At 43.8% G+C, this 21,002-nt stretch carries 15 protein-coding genes and 1 tRNA gene; 4 read left to right on the forward strand and 12 right to left on the reverse strand.

Features of this window, described 5'->3' with window-relative positions; all coding sequences use genetic code 11:
• Window positions 1-50 precede the first annotated feature (50 nt).
• Entirely contained in the window at window positions 51-1,016 is a 966-nt protein-coding gene (locus ICN38_RS04180) for an Hsp33 family molecular chaperone HslO (protein WP_216255526.1), read from the forward strand.
• 15 nt (window positions 1,017-1,031) lie between these two features.
• Here ICN38_RS04180 and ftsB read toward each other — a convergent pair whose 3' ends face one another.
• From ftsB to ICN38_RS04200, 4 genes are read right to left on the reverse strand one after another with little or no spacing between them, the layout of a single operon-like run.
• Window positions 1,032-1,358, reverse strand: coding sequence for a cell division protein FtsB (gene ftsB / locus ICN38_RS04185; RefSeq protein ID WP_216255528.1), 327 nt, complete (start codon window positions 1,356-1,358; stop codon window positions 1,032-1,034).
• Between the two features lie 20 nt (window positions 1,359-1,378).
• Window positions 1,379-2,665, reverse strand: coding sequence for a phosphopyruvate hydratase (eno, locus tag ICN38_RS04190; protein ID WP_216255530.1), 1,287 nt, complete (start codon window positions 2,663-2,665; stop codon window positions 1,379-1,381).
• Window positions 2,666-2,721: 56 nt separating this feature from the next.
• Complete coding sequence (gene kdsA / locus ICN38_RS04195) at window positions 2,722-3,585, reverse strand: 3-deoxy-8-phosphooctulonate synthase (protein WP_216255531.1); 864 nt, start codon at window positions 3,583-3,585, stop codon at window positions 2,722-2,724.
• 8 nt (window positions 3,586-3,593) lie between these two features.
• Window positions 3,594-5,255, reverse strand: a complete 1,662-nt coding sequence (locus ICN38_RS04200) for a CTP synthase (protein ID WP_216255532.1) — start codon at window positions 5,253-5,255, stop codon at window positions 3,594-3,596.
• 113 nt (window positions 5,256-5,368) lie between these two features.
• On the opposite strand from ICN38_RS04200, the gene ICN38_RS04205 reads away from it, so the two are divergent.
• Entirely contained in the window at window positions 5,369-5,557 is a 189-nt protein-coding gene (locus ICN38_RS04205) for a superinfection immunity protein (protein WP_216255533.1), read from the forward strand.
• Window positions 5,558-5,747: 190 nt separating this feature from the next.
• Window positions 5,748-8,333, forward strand: coding sequence for a bifunctional aconitate hydratase 2/2-methylisocitrate dehydratase (locus ICN38_RS04210; RefSeq protein ID WP_216255534.1), 2,586 nt, complete (start codon window positions 5,748-5,750; stop codon window positions 8,331-8,333).
• Between the two features lie 76 nt (window positions 8,334-8,409).
• Here ICN38_RS04210 and ICN38_RS04215 read toward each other — a convergent pair whose 3' ends face one another.
• The 3 genes from ICN38_RS04215 to ICN38_RS04225 are packed head-to-tail and all read right to left on the reverse strand — an operon-like array spanning window position 8,410 to window position 13,918.
• Window positions 8,410-9,165, reverse strand: coding sequence for a spermidine synthase (locus tag ICN38_RS04215; RefSeq protein WP_216255535.1), 756 nt, complete (start codon window positions 9,163-9,165; stop codon window positions 8,410-8,412).
• A 19-nt stretch (window positions 9,166-9,184) separates the two neighbouring features.
• Window positions 9,185-13,222: a phosphoribosylformylglycinamidine synthase gene (gene purL / locus ICN38_RS04220; RefSeq protein WP_216255536.1), complete on the reverse strand. Its 4,038-nt coding sequence runs from the start codon at window positions 13,220-13,222 to the stop codon at window positions 9,185-9,187.
• Window positions 13,223-13,243: 21 nt separating this feature from the next.
• On the reverse strand, window positions 13,244-13,918 hold the full coding sequence (locus ICN38_RS04225; RefSeq protein ID WP_216255537.1) for an ABC transporter ATP-binding protein: 675 nt from the start codon (window positions 13,916-13,918) through the stop codon (window positions 13,244-13,246).
• A 4-nt stretch (window positions 13,919-13,922) separates the two neighbouring features.
• Here ICN38_RS04225 and ICN38_RS04230 point away from each other — a divergent pair, with 4 nt between their 5' ends.
• Window positions 13,923-14,615 (forward strand): arylesterase, encoded by a 693-nt coding sequence (locus ICN38_RS04230; protein ID WP_370624364.1) that lies wholly within the window; start codon window positions 13,923-13,925, stop codon window positions 14,613-14,615.
• Between the two features lie 6 nt (window positions 14,616-14,621).
• Here the strand turns inward: ICN38_RS04230 and ICN38_RS04235 are convergent, their stop codons facing one another.
• The 5 genes from ICN38_RS04235 to clpP form a co-directional block, all read right to left on the reverse strand.
• Complete coding sequence (locus ICN38_RS04235; RefSeq protein WP_216255539.1) at window positions 14,622-16,082, reverse strand: peptidylprolyl isomerase; 1,461 nt, start codon at window positions 16,080-16,082, stop codon at window positions 14,622-14,624.
• Between the two features lie 101 nt (window positions 16,083-16,183).
• Window positions 16,184-16,259: transfer RNA gene (locus ICN38_RS04240), tRNA-Val, on the reverse strand.
• A 107-nt stretch (window positions 16,260-16,366) separates the two neighbouring features.
• Window positions 16,367-18,799: an endopeptidase La gene (lon, locus tag ICN38_RS04245; protein WP_216255540.1), complete on the reverse strand. Its 2,433-nt coding sequence runs from the start codon at window positions 18,797-18,799 to the stop codon at window positions 16,367-16,369.
• Window positions 18,800-18,978: 179 nt separating this feature from the next.
• Window positions 18,979-20,337, reverse strand: a complete 1,359-nt coding sequence (gene clpX / locus ICN38_RS04250; protein ID WP_216255542.1) for an ATP-dependent Clp protease ATP-binding subunit ClpX — start codon at window positions 20,335-20,337, stop codon at window positions 18,979-18,981.
• Between the two features lie 30 nt (window positions 20,338-20,367).
• Window positions 20,368-20,991, reverse strand: coding sequence for an ATP-dependent Clp endopeptidase proteolytic subunit ClpP (gene clpP, locus ICN38_RS04255; RefSeq protein WP_216255544.1), 624 nt, complete (start codon window positions 20,989-20,991; stop codon window positions 20,368-20,370).
• Between the last annotated feature and the right edge of the window lie 11 nt (window positions 20,992-21,002).

Here is a 21,002-nt window from a genome sequence, read left to right on the forward strand (position 1 = left end):
CAGGTCAGGCAAATTAGTAGCAAAATTAAAAAACATGGATACTTTGACATATGAACGAATTACTTGTATTTATGTGCGACGGAGCCCCGGTACGAGGGGAAATTGTGTCGATTGGAAGCGCTTGGGAGGCTGTTTTAGAACGTCGCAACGACCCCCCTGCAGTCCGGAGAATCCTGGGTGATTTTGTTGGAGCGGCAACCCTGTTAACGGCCAGTTTAAAATTTGACGGCACCCTCATTATTCAAGCTCAAAGTAAGGGCCCAATCCAATTACTGGTCGTTGAATGCAAGTCGGATTTATCAATGCGAGCCACGGTGAAGCTCTCAGTTGATCCGTCTGATATCCCTCTGGATGCAAGCCTTGGATATCTATTGGATGCCAGTCAATCAGGAAGATTAGTCATTACATTAGATCCGGCAGATCGTGAACCGGGTCAGCCACCTTACCAGGGTATTGTTGCTTTGCAAGAACATCATGGCACCGTCATAAAACCGGTTACCAGCGCTGCAGAAGCAATCGCCCTCTATATGCAAAATTCTGAGCAACTAGATACGCGGATTTGGTTAAGCTCCAATGAAACACATATTGGAGGTCTTCTTCTCCAACGCCTACCAAATTCTGGGGGACATGCCCATTTAGACCCCCAGGTAGCAGCTGAAGGTTGGTCGCGTATTCAGACTTTAGGCGAAACAATTACTAGCGAAGAGCTGCTCACCCTCCCGCCTGCAACTATTTTGCGTAGACTATTTCTTGAGGAATCTGAAGAAAATGGAGTGCGTAGTTTTCCACCCCGCCCAATCAGCTTTTCCTGCCGATGCTCACGTACTAAGGTTGCCGATGTATTAAGAATGCTGGGTCAAGAAGAGGTCCAAAGCATCCTCGCTGAACAGGGGCTTGTGGAAACTGTATGCGACTTTTGTGCCAAGCCATACCGATTTGATGCAGTCGATTGCGAGCAAGTGTTTAAAACAGATTTATTAAGCGATGCAACGAGGCCACCATCTGGAAGTCATTGAAACTTAGTAAGCGCTTTATTTGCCACCCACTTGCCTAGCAGTATCCTCGCTAGGGCTTGTAGAGGCTTTATCTGAAGGTAAGATTTGAACAAAATACTCGCCCTCTTTAATTAAGCCATGCTCAACTCGAGCACGCTCTTCAATTGCTCTAGTACCATCCTTTAGGTCCTTCACATCACCCGATAATTTTGCATTGCGCAGAGCCAAGAGGCTATTTTTAGCCTCTTGTAACTCTACTTGCTTTTCCATTTCGTATACCTTAATCCATCCACCCTTACCTAACCAAAGCGGATACTGGATTGCAATAAGCAATACCAGCATAGAGTAGATGACTATTCGCATAAACTAATAATTAATTAAACTTAACGATGTAGGTTATAGAAAACAGATTTTCCTGGGTATGTTGCTACATCACCTAAATCCTCTTCAATGCGTAATAGCTGATTGTATTTAGCAATACGATCCGACCGTGATAAAGATCCAGTCTTAATTTGGCCGGCGTTGGTACCAACTGCAATATCTGCAATAGTACTGTCTTCAGTTTCACCAGAACGATGTGAAATCACTGCAGTGTAATTAGCGCGCTTTGCCATTTCTATCGCAGCAAAAGTTTCAGTCAAAGTTCCAATCTGATTAATCTTAATCAGGATGGAATTTGCAATACCCTTATCGATGCCTTCTTTAAGAATCCTGGTATTGGTGACGAATAGATCATCTCCAACTAATTGAATTTTTTTACCTAGTTTTTTAGTAATGTCAGCCCAACCATCCCAATCACCTTCGTGCATTCCATCTTCGATTGATACGATTGGAAATTGATCTGCTAATTGACCTAAATAATCTGAGAATTCACTTGAACTCAATAGCAAACCTTCGCCGGAAAGATGGTACTTGCCATCCTTATAGAACTCGCTAGCAGCACAATCTAGCGCCAGCAATACATCTTCTCCAGCCTGATAACCTGCGCCTTCAATCGCTTTCATGATGGTTTGCAGGCACTCTTGATTACTTTTGAAATTAGGCGCAAATCCGCCCTCATCACCTACAGTTGTTGGCATTCCTTGGACCCCAATGATCTTCTTTAACTCGTGAAAGATCTCGGCACCGCAACGTAAGGCCTCGCGAAAGCTCTTTGCGCCAACAGGCATAACCATAAACTCTTGAATATCCAGACTGTTATTGGCATGTGCTCCCCCATTCACAATATTCATCATGGGTACTGGCAACTGCATGCCTCCTGAGCCACCAAAGTAACGGTATAAGGGTAAGCCCGCTTCTTCTGCTGCAGCTCTTGCTACCGCCATAGAAACCGCTAAAGTTGCATTTGCTCCAAGGCGTGCTTTGTTGTGAGTGCCATCTAGCTCGATTAAGGTGTGATCCAAGAAAGCTTGTTCACTAGCATCTAAACCTAAAATTGATTCTGCAATTTCGATGTTGATATTTTGAACGGCCTTAAGAACACCCTTGCCTAAATAACGCTCTTTATCTCCATCGCGCAATTCAATAGCTTCACGTGACCCTGTAGATGCACCAGAGGGGACTGCGGCACGACCCATTACACCAGACTCAAGCAGTACATCGCACTCAACAGTTGGATTACCGCGTGAATCTAAAATTTCTCTACCAATAATATCAACAATGGCGCTCATGCACCTTCTCCTTAAAGCAATATGAAATGGGATTAATTCAGTTTTATCTACTTAATTTATTTAAAACTATCCTCTAGAAATGAACCACTTCCTTTAACAACCTGATCGATTGCAACAAGCGATGCAAGCAGCTCCTTCATTCGATTTAATGGCACGGCATTAGGACCGTCTGAAAGTGCCTTGGCTGGATCTGGATGAGTCTCCATAAATAATCCGCTGACTCCAACGGCTACTGCAGCTCTTGCCAAAACAGGAACAAACTCGCGTTGACCCCCGCTTGAACTACCTTGTCCACCAGGTAGTTGAACAGAATGGGTAGCATCAAATACAACAGGGGCAAAGGATTCACGCAAAATAGCTAAACTTCTCATATCCGATACAAGGTTGTTGTAACCAAAAGAAGCGCCCCGCTCACAAACCATAAATTGGTCTGGCAGATTTTTTTCTGCTGCAGCAATACGAGCCTTTTCAATCACATTAAGCATCTCTTGTGGAGATAGAAATTGCCCTTTTTTGAAATTCACTGGTTTGCCACTTTGTGCACAAGCACGTATGAAATCTGTCTGGCGACACAAAAATGCAGGTGTCTGTATCACGTCAACTACCTCAGATACTGCTTTAATCTCATTGATATCATGCACGTCAGTCAAGATGGGAACCCCAATTTGCTTTCTCACCTTGGCAAGAATTTCTAGGCCCTTCTCCATTCCCAGTCCTCTAAAAGAAGATCCCGAGGAGCGATTGGCTTTATCAAAAGATGATTTGTAAATAAATGGTATTTGTAAAGAGTTAGTAATTTCTTTTAATTGACCGGCCACATCAATAGCGGACTGTTCGGATTCAATAACGCATGTTCCAGCAATCAGAAAAAAAGGATCTTGCAAACCTACATCAAAGCCGCATAGTTTAAATGTGCTCATATTCTCCCTTACGCAGGCTGCTTCAACGCTAGACTTTGGTGTTCTAGAGCTGCGCTAATAAAAGCCGAGAACAAAGGATGACCGTCGCGTGGTGTTGAAGTAAATTCTGGGTGAAATTGAACCCCGAAAAACCAAGGATGCATTGAATCAGGCAACTCCATCATCTCTGGCAAAGACTCATTTGGCGTCCTCGCAGAAATAATTAATCCTGATTGCTCGAGTTTAGGTACATAGGCATTATTAACTTCATAACGATGGCGATGACGTTCATTGACTTCAGCGCCATAAATGCGATGCGCTAAAGTGCCCGGTTTGACTGGGCAGCGCTGTGACCCTAAGCGCATAGTTCCTCCCAGATCAGATTCATTAGTACGCTTTTCAATGCGGCCTTCTCGATCGTGCCACTCGGTAATTAAGGCTACAACGGGGTTATTGGTTTCAGGGTCAAACTCAGTACTATTAGCATGAGCAATATTAGCTACATGACGAGCAAACTCAATGACAGCCAACTGCATTCCCAGGCAAATCCCCAGATATGGAACGTTATTTTCACGAGCAAAACGGATGGCGGAGATCTTGCCTTCCGTACCCCGTTTTCCAAATCCACCTGGAACAAGGATTGCATCCAATGTTCTTAAGCAATCAATCCCATCTTTTTCAATTACCTCAGAATCGATGTAATTAATATTGACTTTGGTGTGCGTATGAATTCCTGCATGGCGTAAGGCTTCTATCAAAGACTTATAAGATTCGGTAAGCTCAACATACTTACCAACCATTCCGATAGTAACTTCATGTTGTGGATTAGCCATTTCGTAAACTAAATTTGTCCATACAGCTAAGTCCGCAGGTTTAGCATTGATCTGCAATTCACGACAAATTAAATCATCCATACCTTGTGCATGCAGCATCCCGGGAATCTTATAGATGGTATCGACATCCCAAACAGAAATAACAGCCTCTTCTCTAACATTAGAGAAGAGAGAGATCTTCGCGCGCTCATCCTCAGGTATTGGGCGATCTGCTCTACACAATAAAACAGTAGGCATGATGCCAATCTCACGTAACTTCTGAACGGAGTGTTGAGTTGGCTTGGTTTTGAGCTCACCGGCACTGCTGATAAATGGGACTAAAGTTAGATGAACAAAGGCGCAGCTGTGAGGAGGTAGACGCAAGCTCATTTGACGAGCAGCCTCTAAAAAAGGTAATGATTCGATATCGCCAACAGTTCCACCAATTTCACAAATGGCAACATCTGCATAACCGTCATGGCTAGCTTTAGCACCGCGCTCAACAAATGTTTGAATTTCGTTGGTGATGTGTGGGATAACTTGAACAGTCTTGCCGAGATACTCGCCACGACGCTCTTTGCTGATGACAGATTCATAAATCTGCCCAGTAGTAAAGTTATTACTTTTACGCATCTTCGCGGAAACAAAGCGCTCGTAATGGCCCAAATCTAAATCAGTCTCAGCCCCATCTTCGGTAACAAATACTTCCCCATGCTGGAGTGGGCTCATAGTGCCCGGGTCAACGTTGATATAGGGGTCTAATTTTAGGAGGGTGACTTTCAGGCCGCGGGATTCAAGAATCGCGGCAAGCGAGGCAGCTGCGATTCCTTTCCCTAAGGAAGAAACCACACCACCAGTGACAAAAACGTATTTGGTCATCGCTTAAGCTCTGTTGGAAAAAGTAATTATAACGACACAGATAACGATGGCGGTAAATTGAAAATGATTAATATTGGGGGTCTAGCCATTCTCTTTGCTATTTCATACCCCATATGCGCCTCCTATTCGCCGTAGTGATCACCCTTCTTTCCCTGTTTTATTTCCTGCCATTTGCCATCGCATTCAACAGGAAAAGGGCTAACACGGGGGCAATATTCGCTTTAAACCTATTTTTGGGGTGGTCCTTGATTGGCTGGGTAGTAGCCTTAGTTTGGGCGCTCAAGGAAGAACAAGTTGTTTAAAGACACCCTGTGGTGGTTTATGCCCAACTAAAGATCAAAAAAACATGTTTTATCACCCAACTAGGCCTAATCAAAATTCTTAGGGTTAAACTCTTATATAAGACTTAATTTAGTCACTATAATTGAGAAAATCGGGTGAAAATGCCTATTTGGCCTTTCAATTGATCACTTTTACCTCTTAGGAAACACAATGTTAGAAGCCTATAACGCCCAAGTAGCCGAACGAGCAGCTCTGGGTATTCCAGCCCTTCCTTTAACCAAGGATCAAACAAGTGAATTAGTAAAGTTACTAAAAAACCCGCCAGAAGGCAAAGAAGCCGAACTGGTTGAGCTCATTACGAATCGCGTCCCAGCAGGAGTTGATGACGCTGCTAAGATAAAAGCAGAATTTTTAGATGCAGTTGCAAAAGGCACGGAAAAATCTCCACTGATTTCACGCATTAAAGCGACTGAATTGCTTGGCACCATGCTTGGCGGCTATAACATCAAACCATTAGTGGAGCTTTTGACTGATGCAGAATGTGGTGCAACTGCTGCTGCAGCTCTCAAGAAAACACTCTTGATGTTTGATTACTTTAATGACGTTCAAGAACTTGCTGAAAAAGGTAATGCAAACGCTAAGGCTGTCATGCAAAGTTGGGCCGATGCGGAGTGGTTTACTAGTCGCCCTATAGTTCCGGAAAGCATGAAACTCACAGTATTCAAAGTTACTGGCGAGACCAATACAGATGATCTCTCTCCAGCTCCTGATGCGTGGAGCCGCCCGGATATTCCATTGCATGCAACTATCATGCTCAAGAATCCTCGCCCTGGTATTGAGCCAGATGAGTCTGGTGTTCGTGGGCCAATGAAGCAAATCGCTGCTCTGCAGAAAAAAGGGAATCAGATTGCTTATGTTGGCGACGTTGTTGGTACTGGTTCTTCAAGAAAGTCCGCAACTAACTCTGTACTTTGGTGGACTGGTCAAGATATTCCATTCGTACCCAATAAACGTTTTGGTGGTGTCTGCCTTGGTACCAATATTGCCCCTATCTTTTTCAACACTATGGAAGATTCCGGCGCCTTGCCGATTGAACTTGATGTTTCTCAAATGAATATGGGCGATGAAATTGAATTACGTCCATATGAAGGCAAAGTATTTAAGAATGGTCAGGAGATCACCAGCTTCTCTCTGAAGTCCCCTGTTATCTTGGATGAAGTGCGCGCTGGCGGCCGTATTCCGTTGATTGTTGGACGTGGCTTAACAGCCAAAGCTCGCGCAGCACTTGGATTGCCAGCTTCTACTGAATTCCGCCTCCCAGTGAGCCCGCCCGATAACAAAAAAGGTTTCAGCTTGGCTCAAAAAATTGTTGGTCGCGCTTGTGGCTTGCCAGAAGGTCAAGGCGTTCGTCCTGGAACCTATTGCGAACCACACATGACTACAGTTGGCTCACAAGACACTACTGGACCTATGACTCGTGATGAATTAAAAGACTTGGCTTGCTTAGGCTTTTCTTCTGATTTGGTCATGCAGTCTTTCTGTCATACATCTGCTTATCCAAAACCCGTTGATATTCGCACCCAACACGAATTACCACCATTCATGACGAATCGTGGCGGCGTTGCATTACGTCCAGGCGATGGCGTGATCCATAGCTGGTTGAACCGCTTGCTACTCCCAGATACATGCGGTACAGGTGGTGATAGCCACACGCGTTTCCCAATTGGAATTTCTTTCCCAGCAGGTTCAGGTTTAGTGGCCTTTGCAGCAGCTACGGGCGTGATGCCTTTAGATATGCCTGAGTCTGTACTCATTCGCTTTAAAGGAAAGATGCAACCTGGCATCACCTTGCGTGACTTGGTAAATGCTATTCCCTTGTATGCTATCAAGAGAGGTTTACTTACTGTTGAGAAACAAGGCAAGAAAAACATTTTCTCCGGTCGCATTTTAGAAATTGAAGGTCTGCCTGATCTTAAGGTTGAACAAGCATTCGAATTATCGGACGCCTCTGCCGAGCGCTCTGCTGGTGGATGTACAGTTCATCTCAATAAAGAACCTATCATTGAGTACATGCAATCTAATATCACTTTAATGAAGTGGATGATTGCTAATGGTTATGAAGATAAACGTACTCTTGGCCGTCGTATTAAAGCAATGGAAGCTTGGATTGCAAACCCACAACTTCTCAAAGCTGATGCAAATGCTGACTATGCTGAGATCATTGAAATTAATATTGATGAAATCAAAGAACCTATCCTTGCCTGCCCTAACGACCCAGACGATGTAAAGATATTGTCTGAAGTTGCTGGTGACAAGATTGATGAAGTCTTTATTGGTTCATGCATGACTAATATTGGTCATTTCCGTGCAGCTGGTCAAGTATTGCAAGGTAAGAAAGATATGCCAACTCGTCTATGGGTTGCTCCACCCACCAAGATGGACGCCATGGTGCTGATGGAAGAAGGTTATTACGGTATGTTGGGTGCTGCAGGCGCTCGCATGGAAAGCCCTGGCTGCTCTCTTTGCATGGGTAATCAAGCCCAAATCCGTAAGGGTTCTACTGCAGTATCCACCTCTACTCGTAACTTCCCTAACCGCTTGGGTATTGATACACGCGTCTACCTAGCTTCCGCAGAATTAGCTTCTGTAGCTGCACTCTTAGGTCGCCTACCTACTCCTAGCGAGTACTTAGAGCAAGTGAAGGCTCTGGATGCTAAAGCTGGCGAAGTATATAAATACATGAGCTTCGATAAGATCAAGTCATTTAGTGACCTTGCTGATACTGTAGTGGTGTAATAAGAATCCCCTAACTTTTATAGCTGGGATTAAAAAGGCGATCACTTGATCGCCTTTTTTTATATCTTAAACTTTTTTAAATCGAAAGTTTACTTTCCTGTCGAGCATTTTCACGACTAATGCCTGACACCCATTTATTGGTTGGAAGACCAGTTTTTTCTAGGATGAGTTTGGCGCGTTTAGAGACATCACTCCACTGCGCCTCAAGCTTTGGACCCTTGAAAGCGATTGCAACGACATTGCAATCGTGGGACTCTGGAAATAACAAGACTCGATTATCAAATGCCTCACAGATATTCTTAAGGTTAAGATCAAAGCTCTTGTGACGTGAAAACAAGTTTACTGTCATCACGCCTGGGCTCTTAAGAAGTCCAAAACAACCTTTATAAAATTCTAATGAGCTGGCCGAAGGACCATCACAAATTGCATCATATAAATCCACTTGAACGGCATCAAATTGATTCCGATATTTACTGGATTTAACGAAGGTCTTAGCATCTGCCTGCAAAGTCTCGAGCCTACGATCATCATCTGGTGTAAAGAACATGGATCGAGCGGCAATAATGACTGAAGGATTTAATTCAACAACAGTCGTTTTAACTGCATGGCAATAGCGGTGCTGGAACTTTGTTAATGCCCCAGTTCCTAGACCTAGTTGAGCGATCCTCATGCCTGGTTGTGTCTCTAAGAACAAAAGCCAAGCCATCATCTGTTGGTTGTACTCGAGATAAATTTCATCAGGATCGCGAATACGCATCGCTCCCTGAATGAGCTCAGTACCAAAATGAAGATAGCGAACACCGCCACTTTCAGAAAAGGTAACTGACTCCATTAACATAATCTATTCGGGACTAATTCGCCCAGAAGCGTGCGTTACGGAATAGGCGCAGCCAAGGACTGGCACCGTCAGGGGTATCTAACCATTCTGGTGGACACCAACTCATCTGAGCGGCACGGAATACACGCTCTGGATGGGGCATCATGACGGTAAAACGACCATCAGGTGTGGTAACCCCTGTCAAACCGCCTGGTGAGCCATTGGGATTCATTGGATAGATTTCTGTTGGATTTCCTTGATGATCAACAAAACGCATTGCTGCTAAGCCCTGCTGGCTAATCTTGTCCAGACTGCCTTGTTGACTAAAATTTGCAAAGCCTTCGCCGTGTGCAATAGCAATTGGCAATTGACTACCTTCCATACCTTGGATAAAGATCGATGGCGATTTAAGGACTTCCGCCATTACCAAGCGGGCTTCATATTGCTCAGATTGGTTACGAGTGAATTTTGGCCATGCTTGTGCACCAGGAATAATTCCCGCAAGATTACTCATCATTTGACAGCCATTACAAACACCTAAGGCAAAGCTGTCTTGTCGATTAAAGAAACTTGCGAATTGATCGCGCAATTGCTGATTGAATAAAATAGTTTTAGCCCAACCTTCACCAGCACCAAGAACGTCTCCATAGCTAAAGCCGCCACAAGCAATCAGACCTCGAAAATTGTCTAGCTTGGATTTACCACTTAATAAATCAGACATATGAACATCATAACTTTCAAAGCCTGCCCAGCTCACTGCGTAAGCCATTTCCACATGAGAATTAACGCCCTGCTCACGTAAGATAGCTACTTTTGGCTTAGAATTCTTATTGATAAATGGTGCGGAAATATCCTCAGCAATATCAAATGTCACTTTAGGCGACACTCCTGGATCAGATAAGTTATCCAGCATGGCAAACTCAGAGTCAGCACAAGCAGGGTTGTCACGCAAACGGGCGATTTGATAACTGGTATTCATCCACATTTTTTGCAAAACTTCACGTGGCTCTGCAAAAATATTCTTAGCATCACGCCAAATTTCAATGCGACCATTCGTATTCGGTTTGCCAATGACATGGCTACAGGCACTCAAACCTAATTTGCGCAAAATTGCAAAGGTAATATCTCGATCATCCCTGCGGACTTGAATAACCGCTCCCAGCTCTTCATTGAATAATGCCCGCATGGTTTGCTCATGGCGTAACCCAGAAACTTGCTGCGCCCAATTTTTGGCATCGCCGTAGTCTGGCTCATGACCTGGGTCGAGTGCAATCATATCAACGTTAATAGAGATACCAACACGCGATGCAAAAGCCATTTCAGCAACACAAGCTAGTAAACCACCATCAGACCGATCGTGATATGCCAGTAATTTATTTTCTTTACGTAACTCAATAATGGCTGCAGCTAAGGACTTAAGATCCTCTGGACTCTCAAGATCAGGAGTTGATTTACCAGATTGGTTAAGCACCTGAGCCAAAATACTACCAGCCATACGATTCTTACCACGACCTAAGTCAATCAAAATTAGTTCAGTTTCTAAGGCTGATCCATCCTGGTTTTTGAGTTTTAGTAAAGGTGTAGCTGTTTTGCGCACATCATAAACAGAAGCAAACGCAGATATGATGAGAGAAACAGGCGCAACTACTTTCTTAGCTTCACCACCCTCGCGCCATTCGGTTGCCATCGATAAAGAATCTTTACCTACGGGTATAGAGATGCCTAAAGCGGGACACAACTCCATCCCTACCGCTTTAACAGACTCGTATAACTTTGCATCTTCACCTGGCGCTCCGCAAGCAGCCATCCAATTTGCAGACAATTTAACATCTTCTATACGAGCAATATCGGCGGCTAAGAGATTAGTAATTGCTTCGCCTACAGCCATACGAGCAGCAGCAGGTGCATTTATCACCGCAATAGGGGTTCTCTCTCCCATAGACATGGCTTCGCCACGGTAACCCTTGAAATCCATGAAGGTAACAGCACAATCTGCAACCGGTACTTGCCATGGACCTACAAATTGATCGCGAGCATTCAGTCCACCGACGGTTCTATCGCCGATGGTAATTAAAAAAGATTTGCTCGCAACAGTAGGTTGCTGAAGAACCCAAGCAATTGATTGTGCAAGATCAGCATCAGTAACATCTAGCTCTATAAATTCTTGTGGGACACGCTTAACATCACGATGCATACGAGGCGGTTTTCCAAGCAGCACTTCCATCGGCATATCGATTGGTAATGCTGCATCTGAATCCTCTACCTGCTTTGAGTCAAGTAACTTTAATTGACGCTCACTCGTCGCTTCACCGACTACTGCAAATGGACAGCGTTCGCGTTCGCAGAAAGATTGGAATAAGTCTAAATCTTTAGCATCGATGGCCAAGACGTAACGTTCTTGAGACTCATTACACCAGATTTCCGCAGGGCTCATACCACTCTCTTCAAGAGGAACACTTCGCAGCTTGAATTTAGCACCCAAACAAGCTCCGTCAGCCAATTCAGGGAAGGCATTGGATAGTCCACCTGCACCAACGTCATGAATGGACACAATCGGATTCTTCTCCCCCAGCGCTCGACAGGCATTAATCACTTCTTGGGCACGTCTTTCCATTTCTGGATTGCCACGTTGCACTGAATCAAAATCTAAGTCTGCGGTATTGGTGCCAGTAGCAACTGAGCTGCCTGTTGCACCACCCATACCAATTCGCATGCCAGGACCACCTAGTTGAATTAAAAGGTGTCCCGGTTGAATCGCTTTCTTATCGGTATGAATGGAGTCGATGCTTCCAATCCCGCCGGCAATCATGATGGGCTTGTGATACCCCCGACGTGTGCCATCCATAGTTTGTTCAAAAACTCTAAAATAACCACCTAAAATAGGGCGGCCAAATTCATTATTGAACGCTGCACCTCCTAGTGGACCATCAATCATGATTTGCAAAGGTGTGGCAATGCGGTCAGGCTTCCCGTACTTTTCAGCTTCCCATGGAAAATCTGTTCCAGGGATATTTAAATTTGAAACGGAAAAACCTGTTAAACCAGCCTTAGGACGCCCACCAACTCCAGTTGCACCTTCATCACGTAATTCACCACCTGCACCAGTAGAGGCACCGGGGAACGGAGCAATCGCGGTTGGGTGATTATGAGTCTCTACCTTCATTAAGGTATGAACTAATCGGGTATCTTTTTCGTAGCGATGATCAGCACCTTGCGGAATCCAAGTCTCAGATTCACAACCAACCATCACCGCTGAGTTATCCGAGTAAGCAACGATCGTGCCTTCTGGGCGTAATTGATGGGTATTTCGGATCATGGCAAATAATGAACGCTCCTGATCGTCACCATCAATAGTCCAACTAGAATTAAATATCTTATGTCGGCAGTGCTCACTATTGGCTTGTGCAAACATGATCAGCTCTACATCACTAGGATTTCGCTCAAGACGAATGAAGCTTTCCGCTAAATAAGCTACTTCATCATCAGAAAGGGCTAGACCCAATTCTTGATTAGCTTTTTCTAAAGCAGCACGACCTTTAGTTAAGACTGGAATGCGGCTCAATGGACGGTCATCCAAAGTTTGGTAGAGGGCATTTGCAGCCTCAACAGAATCTATCACCACTTCAGTCATGCGATCGTGAACTGCAGCCAAAACCGTTTGCAATTGTTGTGGGCTTAAAACTTTTTGACTCTTCCAGGCGTACTGAATTCCTCGTTCAATGCGCAATACATTCAAACCGCATTGCTGAGCAATATCTGTTGCCTTGCTTGCCCATGGTGAAACTGTACCGAGACGAGGAATAACGATAGCCCCTTGTAGCTCACTAGACCCCTTTCCAAACCAAGATTTGCCTGGGCTCACTTTTGAAACGAAGGGTTGACCATAAGTCAACAAACTTGATAGGACTTCTTGATTAATAGGGCTAAGCTGAGCTTCGGACCAAATGAAGTGAATAAACTGAGCCTCGATGGACTCAAGCAAAATTCCTTGATCTGCTAATGAGGCTAAAAGTCGTTGTTGACGGAACGCGGAAAGCGCATCAGCGCCGGGCAAAAAGTGAAAAAATGACATCCCTAGATTATAAGGTTTAGCCTACAACAAACGTCCACCTTGAAGCTGCAGTTGCCGCTGACACCTGCTGGCTAGGGCTGGATCATGAGTAACCAGAATTAAGGTGGAATTATTGGCTTTATTAAGATCAAAAAGTAGGTCAATTACCCGATTGCCACTGGTCTCATCAAGGCTACCCGTAGGCTCGTCAGCAAATAGTATGGCAGGCCGATTAATAAATGCTCGCGCTAATGCTACCCTCTGTTGCTCCCCGCCAGACAGTGTTCTAGGAAAGTGCGTTAGTCGATCACTTAAACCTACCTTATCGAGCCAATAGCAAGCCTCTTCTTTTGCATTTAGGGATCCCTTGAGTTCAGCTGGCAGCATGACATTTTCAAGAGCCGTCAGATGGGCTAGGAGCTGAAAAGACTGGAATACAAAGCCAACATGAGCGGACCGTAAGGCTGCCCTACCATCTTCATCGATGAGATTAAGATCTTGCCCCATTAAATTGACATTACCTGTTGTTGGAACATCTAAGCCTGCCACCAAACTTAATAATGTACTTTTCCCAGAGCCTGAGGAGCCAGTAATGGCCACGCTTTCCCCCTGGAAGAGTTCAAAGCAAATGTCGTGCAAAATAGTCAATGTACCGTCGCTAGATAAGACGGATTTACCCAATTGATTTGCACTAAGGACTTTTACTGAGCGGCTCATAAATGTGAATGCAAATATTCTTAAAATGATGAAACGAAACTGTTGGAAATTTATCCAATCCGGAAGAATGATAACTGCAGGTCTATTTTGCCTGTTATTGACTTTTGTCACATCGTCCTATGCGAATAACAGTATTTTAGTCATGGGCGATAGCCTATCGGCTGAATATGGACTAGCTAGAGGTACTGGATGGGTGAAACTACTTGAAGAACAACTTCAAAAGCAAGGAAGTTCCTGGACAGTATTTAATGCCAGCATTAGTGGGGAAACAAGCTCCGGTGGCCTGACTAGACTGCCTAAATTATTGGAGCAAAAAAAACCGTCGATTGTCTTATTAGAACTTGGTGCAAATGATGCGTTACGTGGTCTTTCTATTGATCAAACTGAAAATAATCTTCGAAAAATGATCCAACTGAGCAAGCGATCAGGTGCAAAAGTATTGTTATTTGGTATTCAAATCCCGCCAAACTACGGACAGGTATACACCAAAAGATTTAAGGAATTATTTGCCAAATTAGCAGCTCAGGAGCGCATTGAGTCACTGCCATTTTTTATGCAAGGACTTGCGCCGCAAACAGATTTCTTCCAGGGCGACAACATTCATCCAAACGAAAAAGCGCAAGCAATCCTTTATAAAAATGTCTGGAATGCTATGAGTCCTTATCAAAATTTACTAAGAAGTAATCCGACTCAGTAAAGAGCCTTAACTGCCAGAGGTACTTGGCGCTTGCTTCAATGGATTGATTATTTTGACGTTTGCTGCATCGCGCCAATAGGACATAAAGCCTGCAAATTCAGCCTGAGCAGACAAGGATTGAATTTGTGCTGCCTGAGCCTTATGTATCTTTGCATCAACGCTGGCAGGTTGACGTACCTGATCTACGCGATAAAGAGTGGTCCCAACACCAGGATTCGATACTGAAACTACAGCTGGAAATGTGTCGGGATTAATTATCATCAAATCATCCAGAGCAGATCCAACTAAATTTGCTGGTTTATTGCGAGAGATCCAGATTGGACTTGCAAAACCAATGGTACTTTTAGGGTCCTTTTGTAGAGCGGTATATCGCTCTGAGGCAGCAGCTACAGCCATCTTTTCAGCTAAACGTTGAGTAACCTGACGCTTCACTTCAGCAGCAACTTCTTTGTAAGGCAAAGTTTGAGCTGGGTGAAAAGTCACAACTCTTGCGGAGACAAATACCCCAGGTATAGTTTGCACAGCCTCAATATTGCGCTTATTTTTTACCGCCTCATCGCCAAATAAGGACTGCACCACTTTCGGGTTTGCTAAGGGATGATCTTTAGCATTATTGATACCTGCTCTGGTAAGACCCTTTTGGGTTTGAATACTCAGCTTTAATTTATCAGCTGCAGGCTTTAGGCTATCTGATTGATCATAGGTCAAATTAGCGAATTGATCTGCCTTTTCACCAAAGATCTTGGCATCTTCTTTGGGATCAGCTTTAAGAACGATATATTCAACATCAACAAACTCTGGGCTAACAAATAGCTTGGAATTCGACTCATAGAATGTTTGCAGCTCTTCAGGGGAAGGATTTACCTTGGATAAATAATCTTTTGCATCATATTGTAAGGACTGCACTTGGCGCTCAGTCTCATAGAGAGTGGAAACAATCTCAGAAATTTTTGGACTTGCTAACTCAGTACGAGCTACCGAATTGAGTAATTGACTGATCTTTAGATCAAAGGCTTGGCTTGCATAGAACTGCTCTTCATTAAGACCATTGTTTGCCAAGAGCTGCTTAAAGCGCTCATCGTCAAAACTTCCATCGGGCTTATATAGCGCTCTAATCTGTGGGATGTTCTGTAGGCTCTTAATTAGCGCCTCTTTTCCAACTTGAAGCCGTAAGTTATTTACAGCAAAACCTAAAATACTTTGCTGCAAGAGCTCATTTAAAACTGCTTGACGAAATTGTAGGCTTTGGGCGATCTGAATGTTTCTACCAGCACGTTCGGCCTGACGTTTAGCTGCTACCTCGACCTCTTGGGCTGTAATGGGCTTTCCATTGACTTTTATCAAGTCTGTTTCTTTATCTAAAAAACCGGAATAACTGGAAATACCGAAAAACGCAAATGAAGGAACAATGACCAACATTAATGCAAACTGCATTAACCTTTGATGCTTACGAATGGTGTCTAACATGTATAGGGTCGCTAGTAAAAATGAAGAATTCCGATAGTTTACTAGGGGGTCGCATAAGAAGCTGGAATTGCCTGAAAAAAGGCTTTTAAGAAGTCGATATTTGGTGGGCGCTGAGAGGCTCGAACTCCCGACATTCTGCGTGTAAGGCAGACGCTCTACCAGCTGAGCTAAGCGCCCCAAAAATCTTACAGGGTAGATTGTAACCTAATCGCCAAATAGAAAGCAGGATTCCGTCTAATTTAATTAAAAAGCATCACAAAAAAAGACGGAAAATCCCACAATCCTTAATGCTTTAAAACATCTCCCGAAGAGATTTTTTCATTGGCTTTACTGGCTTCTGCTGCCTTTTTTGCCAACTCTTCTGGGGTTGGATCTGCTAATGCTTGTGGTGCGCGCTCTAAAGCAAGTTCCAATACTTTATCGATCCAACGAACTGGAACTATCTCAATTGCATTCTTCACATTATCGGGAATATCGATTAAATCTTTAATATTCTCCTCTGGGATTAATGCGAGCTTGATACCACCACGATGCGCAGCCAACAATTTTTCTTTTAAACCTCCGATTGGTAATACCTCACCCCGCAAGGTTATTTCACCCGTCATTGCAACATCAGAGCGAATTGGAATGCCAGTGAAAACCGAAACTAAAGCAGTTGTAATAGCGATACCTGCTGAAGGACCATCCTTAGGGGTTGCGCCGTCAGGAAAGTGAATATGAATATCTTTTTTCTCGAAAGATTCATCCGCAATTCCAAGGCGACGCGATCTGGATCGCACAACTGTACGAGCAGCCTCAACAGATTCTTTCATTACATCACCAATGGAACCGGTTCGTGTAATAACACCCTTACCAGGCATGACGGCTGCTTCAATGGTTAAAAGATCACCGCCAACTTCAGTCCAGGCTAAACCGGTAACTTGACCAACTTGATTTTCTTTGCTGGCCAAACCAAAGTCGTACATGCGAACCGAGAGGAATTTCTCAAGATTATCTGCATTCACGACAATTGGGGCAGATTCTTTTTTAAGTAGCAATAGCTTCACTACTTTGCGACAAATCTTGCTAATTTCACGCTCAAGAGATCGAACCCCTGCCTCGCGGGTGTAGTAACGAATCATGCTGCGGACAGCACTTTCCTCGATTTTTAATTCATCCTTTTTTAAACCATTATTTTTGATTTGCTTAGGAAGTAAATAGTTCATTGCAATGCTTGTTTTCTCATCCTCGGTATACCCAGCTAAGCGAATAATCTCTAACCGGTCAAGCAAGGGTCCAGGAATATTTAAGGAGTTAGATGTTGCAACAAACATGACATCTGACAAATCAAAATCAACCTCTACATAATGATCCTGAAAAGTATGATTTTGCTCTGGGTCCAACACTTCTAATAAGGCGCTTGCTGGATCTCCACGAAAATCCATACCCATCTTATCGACCTCATCAAGCAGGAACAATGGGTTACGTACACCGACCTTAGTAAGACTACTGAGTATCTTGCCGGGCATTGATCCAATGTAGGTTCTACGATGCCCCCGGATTTCTGATTCATCACGTACGCCACCTAAGGCCATCCGTACAAATTTACGATTGGTCGCCCTTGCGATAGATTGACCGAGGGAGGTTTTTCCCACTCCCGGGGGGCCTACCAAGCAAAGAATAGGAGCCTTCACACGGTCAACACGTTGTTGAACAGCAAGGTATTCCAAGATACGTTCTTTAACCTTATCTAAACCATAATGATCTTCATCCAGTACTTTTTCGGCATTAGTCAGGTCATTATTGATCTTGGTTTTTTTCCTCCAGGGAAGATTTACTAAGGTGTCGATAAAGTTTCTGATTACGGTAGCTTCAGCGGACATTGGCGACATTAACTTCAATTTCTTAAGCTCAGACTCCGCTTTCTTAAGAGCCTCTTTAGGCATACGTGCAGCCTTGATGCGCTTTTCGAGCTCCTCTAAATCAGCGCCCTCTTCACCTTCACCAAGCTCTTTTTGAATTGCTTTCACTTGTTCATTCAGGTAGTACTCGCGTTGACTCTTTTCCATCTGACGTTTAACGCGTCCACGAATACGCTTTTCTACCTGCAAAATATCAATCTCGCTTTCGAGATCTGCCAAAAGGCTTTCCAGGCGCTGCACTACATCCGTCATCTCCAGCAAGCGCTGCTTTTGCTCTAGCTTTACTGGCAAATGAGCGCAGATGGTATCGGCCAAGCGGCTCGGGTCATCAATGCCACCAAGTGATGACAAAATTTCTTGTGGTACTTTTTTATTCAGTTTTACGTACTGATCAAACTGAGCCATGATTGCACGGCGTAATGCTTCAGTTTCATGTGCATCAAGCGCATTGATTGCAGTTGGTGTTGCTTCACAATTGAAGTAACCCATACTGTCTTCAATCTGGCTTACTTCTGCACGTTGCACGCCTTCAACCAATACTTTGACAGTACCGTCTGGGAGTTTAAGCATTTGAAGAATGTTGGCAATACAACCTACTTCATATAGATCTTCTATGACAGGCTCATCTTTGGCTGCTGCCTTTTGAGCAACCAAGAGGACATTTTTACCAGTTTCCATTGCCGCTTCTAGGGCTTTGATGGATTTTGGACGTCCCACAAACAAAGGAATCACCATATGGGGAAAAACAACTACGTCCCTTAGTGGGAGCAAAGGTAGTTGAATCGGTTCAGAGGGTAGTAATAAGTGGCCAGGCATAAGGCAAATCCTCCAAAGTAATCAATTCTCATTAGTCTACAAAAGTGATAGAACCACTATATGGAGACAATATTCATGAGTAGCATACTACCTATATGGGTAGACCTTTGGAAAAAACAAGGGGAAAAAGTGTGAAAAATGGTCCAAAATGCCCAAAAAAGAAAGAAAACCCTAATAAATTAGGCTTTTTTAGGTAATTCTGACTCAGCTACCTGTTTGTAAACAAGTAAAGGCTTGCCTCCATCAGCAATGCTACTTTCATCAATAACGACTTTTTGCACATTTTTTAATGATGGCAAGTCATACATCACATCAGTAAGCGAGCCCTCAAGGATAGATCGAAGACCACGGGCGCCTGTTTTACGTGCAATAGCCCTTTTAGCGATAGCTGCCAAAGCCGGTTGACGAACCTCTAGCTCTGCGCCCTCCATCGTGAGCAAGGCTTGATATTGCTTTACAAGCGCATTTTTTGGCTCTGTGAGAATTTGAATTAAGGCAGTCTCATCAAGTTGAGCAAGGGTTGCCACCACTGGTAAACGACCAATCAACTCAGGAATTAATCCAAACTTAATCAGGTCTTCTGGTTCAACTTCAATCAAAAGATCGCTGATCCCTCTGTCGTCTTTACCCGGAACAGAGGCATTAAAACCAATGCCGGTTTTGGCAGTACGCTGCTGAATAACTTTTTCTAAGCCATCAAAAGCGCCCCCGCAAATAAAGAGGATATTCGTTGTATCAACCTGCAAGAAGTCTTGATTAGGATGCTTACGCCCACCCTGTGGTGGCACCGAAGCCATAGTGCCCTCAACCAATTTCAAGAGAGCCTGCTGGACACCTTCACCTGAAACATCACGAGTAATCGAAGGGTTATCAGATTTTCTAGAAATTTTATCAATTTCATCGATGTAAACGATGCCACGCTGTGCTTTTTCAACGTTGTAATCACATGCTTGTAATAGCTTTTGAATAATGTTCTCTACATCCTCACCAACATAACCAGCTTCAGTCAGGGTAGTAGCGTCTGCCATTACAAATGGCACCTCTAACATACGTGCCAAAGTTTGAGCCAATAAAGTTTTACCGGAGCCTGTTGGCCCGATTAACAAAATATTGCTCTTGGCTAATTCAACACCATCAACCATCGCTTTTGCTGGTAATTTTGACTCTTTTTTATCTGCCACTTCTAATGGTTTTCCGTCCTTATCCAACTTCTCTTTTTTTGGCTTCGGCAGATATTGCAAGCGCTTGTAATGGTTGTAAACCGCAACAGCAAGGGTCTTTTTGGCATGGTCTTGACCAATAACATATTGATCAAGATTTTCACGAATCTGGTGTGGGGTTGGAAGAGAATCATTGCCTTCTTCTTTGGGTAGTTTGGCAATCTCTTCTTGAATGATGTCCGTACAAAGATCAATGCACTCATCACAAATGAATACAGATGGACCGGCAATGAGCTTTTTGACTTCATGCTGACTCTTGCCGCAAAATGAGCAATACAGAACTTTGTCTGTTGAATTGGGTAAATTGGTATCGCTCAAGTCTTTTACCTATGGTTCTGATGTACTAAATTAAGGACGCTTATCAATCACTTTGTCAATCAAGCCATACTCACGAGCTTGATCGGCTGACATAAAGTTATCACGGTCAGTATCTTTAGCAATCGTTTCAATTGATTGTCCAGTGCGATCAGCCAAGATTTTATTAAGACGTTCGCGTAAATATAAAATCTCACGAGCTTGAATTTCGATGTCCGAGGCCTGACCACGAGCCCCGCCTAAGGGCTGGTGAATCATAACGCGAGAGTTCGGTAAGGCATAACGCTTACCCTTTTCACCAGCACATAATAAAAAAGCACCCATGCTGGCAGCCATACCCATACACAAGGTGCTAACGTGCGGCTTAATAAATTGCATCGTGTCATAAATCGCCAAACCAGCAGAAACAGATCCGCCCGGTGAGTTGATATAGAGAGAAATTTCTTTATCTGGATTTTCACTCTCCAGAAACAGTAGCTGCGCAATCACCAAATTAGCAGTCTGGTCATTGACTTCTCCAACCAAAAATACAACTCGTTCTCTTAAAAGACGTGAGTAAATATCATAGGCCCGCTCACCTCTACCTGAGGTTTCAATCACCATCGGAACCAAACCTAATCCTTGAGGTTCAAAATTTTCTGATTGAAAATGATTCATGATGGAGGCCT

Origin of the sequence: Polynucleobacter sp. AP-Melu-500A-A1 (genome assembly GCF_018882125.1) — a bacterium.
In the GTDB taxonomy this organism is placed as follows: Bacteria; Pseudomonadota; Gammaproteobacteria; order Burkholderiales; family Burkholderiaceae; genus Polynucleobacter.